We start from the raw sequence: 2,459 nt of genomic DNA, 5'->3' as shown, positions 1-2,459 counted from the left end.
ATCAAATAATCACTATAAAGATCAAGCATATCCATTTAATTCCCTCCCTAAAATTAAGGGCGGAATTCTAATGCTTTTTAGTCAAACTACAAGTTTATGTGCGTAACATGAGTGATTAATGGGATTTATGCCTCGGGCTTTTCTCCTCGATTAAGAGAAATTGCTTTAGTTAGGATTGGTGCGGTAACTAAAGCAGAATATGAATTACACCAACATCATTTTATTGCCTTAAAGAATGGTGTTACTGAAGAAGAAATCCAAGCTATTATTCACGAAAAATCGGTTAATTCCTTAGAGAAAGAAGCTAATCTTATTTGTCGAGCTGTGGATGAGTTGCAGCGGGGATTTGCTATATCAGATGAAACCTTTGATGAATTAGCACAGCATTTTAATACCAAGGATATCGTCTCTCTAGGCGTTGCGGTAGCCATGTATTTTGCTGTTGCTATTTTAGCTAATTTTTGCCGTTTAGAGATTGAGTCTTCTAATCCACTTAAAGAATTTAAAGGCTTTAAAGAAAACTAGCGTAAGGGGATGGAATAATTCCATCCACGTTTTTGTCATCTTCTTAGCTAATTTATCTTTTTTTCTACCTATTCCCCTAAGTTGCCGGTCGGGTATTTAAGTTCTCTACATGTGAAGGTTGCTTTAATTCAGAGATTATGGTTAGATTTTGGTAAAGGATTTAACTAATTAGTAAAATGATATACTTTATCTACCTACTGATCTTAGTTTTTATAGCATTGCTTCTCCTTAAGCTCTCCTCCTTTCGGAGGCATTCTTCTTTAGCCCCTGCACGAACTAATGCCTTAGAACATGACGATTTATTAACGCTTTTGGATAAATTTAATTACACCCATGATAATGGCGTGTGCCATGGTTTTACTTTGACTTGGGCACAAGAGGCTGCCCAAGGTTATGACGTCCAATTTTATAATCGTTTAAACCTCATTAAACGCGAAAAAGACACTTTAGCTGATAGCTTGCAACGGATTACCGAGAAAATTAAATCAAGCCGTACTTTATCTAAAAGGGAAGAAAAGCGAACCGAAATAAGACCTTTTCTTGAAGCCATTTGCTTGGCGCAATCGCCTGAGGATTATCCCGATGTGTATGCGAAAGCAATTCAGCAATCTAATATTGATACAATCTACAAAATAATCCGACTTAATTTAAGTAAAAAACAAAACACTGTCAAAAGCTTGCTCAATAAAACCATGAGTATGGCCAATCCAGAGGAGCTTACTGAGTTTTTAACTAGATGTAATAATCTTCTTACGATCAAGAATCAAGTAGTCGTAGTATTTAGCAGTGAGGAGCATACAGTAGGTTTTAAAAAACAAGCGGATAATACCTGGTTATTCATGGATATTAATCACTTATACGAACAAAGTGAAGACTATCCTTACCAAATTTTAACTAGTGAAGAACTCTGTCCAAAATTGTATGGCTCTCTTTTTGAAACCAGTGAGCAATTGGTGTGCCATTGTTGTTTTATAGCTAAAAGCGGGCAGAAAAAATTAAACCAGAATCTTAGTGCATTAAATACGCTTTATCCTATTACCGCGGAAAACCTTCAAATCAGTAATTGCCGTGGTTTTGGTCTTCTTGCTCTTGCAGTGCAAAATGATGATATAACCGCAGTGCGAAAGATTTTACGTATCCATCAAACATCGTCCATTCTTAGTTCATCTGAATTGGAGAATGCCCTTTTTTATGCTGCTGCCTGCAATCGATTCACTATTATGAAACTATTGAGTACCATTCCCGGGCTAGACCTCAATAGTGCATGTAGCGGTGATGATTCAGCTCTCGCAGTTGCTTGTCGCTATGGTCATGAAGCTATCGTACGCTTGTTACTCGACAATCCCTCTATCCAAGTGGATGTCCGCAGCACTAAAAACATGACCCCCTTAATGCTGGCTTGCCGCTCCTCCTCTACGGTTACAAATAGGGACTTATTTCAATTGCTTTTAGAGGCTGGAGCCAATCTAGATTTGAGGAATAGTGATGGTCAAACTGCTGCGGATCTTGCTCAGGATTATGATAATAATGCAGCACTTCAGGCTATTGCCAGTTATAGCATTAAAACGGGTTATAAGCCTAAACCCGATGCAAGTAGCCTTCTTGCCACTAAAAAGGAGGTCCCAGGTCTTGTTTCCTTTTTGAGCCATTCTCTATTTGGTGGCAATAAAGCTAAAATGCCCTTTAGTGCTGCTCCATGTACTGAATTAAGTAGATCGCTAAACATTTAATTCTACTCCTAGGCCCAAGACACTGTTGGCTTTATGCCTAGCTATTGAGATTAGGCTTTAGTTGCTAAGTCGATTCTTATTAGCTCATGTTACGCACATAAACTTGTAGTTTGACTAAAAAGCATTAGAATTCCGCCCTTAATTTTAGGGAGGGAATTAAATGGATATGCTTGATCTTTATAGTGATTATTTGATTTTCCAAAA

The 2,459-nt window shown here is 37.7% G+C and carries 2 protein-coding genes; both read left to right on the top strand.

All coding sequences use genetic code 11. From position 1 onward, the window contains the following. The first annotated feature begins 111 nt into the window (after positions 1-111). Positions 112-525: a carboxymuconolactone decarboxylase family protein gene (locus ELY15_RS15140; protein ID WP_127101492.1), complete on the top strand. Its 414-nt coding sequence runs from the start codon at positions 112-114 to the stop codon at positions 523-525. A gap of 176 nt (positions 526-701) precedes the next feature. After that, positions 702-2,255, top strand: coding sequence for a Dot/Icm T4SS effector AnkG/AnkZ/LegA7 (gene ankG, locus ELY15_RS15135; RefSeq protein WP_127101490.1), 1,554 nt, complete (start codon positions 702-704; stop codon positions 2,253-2,255). Positions 2,256-2,459: the final 204 nt, after the last annotated feature.

The organism is Legionella sp. km772 (genome assembly GCF_003989735.1).
In the GTDB taxonomy this organism is placed as follows: Bacteria; Pseudomonadota; Gammaproteobacteria; order Legionellales; family Legionellaceae; genus Legionella.
The sequence above is the reverse complement of the archived record's forward strand: the minus strand, read 5'-3'. Positions and strand labels throughout refer to the sequence as shown.

Coding starts and splice junctions, on each gene's coding strand:
- ankG (WP_127101490.1), top strand. CDS start 702: ATGATATACTTTATCTACCTACTGATCTTAGTTTTTATAGCATTGCTT.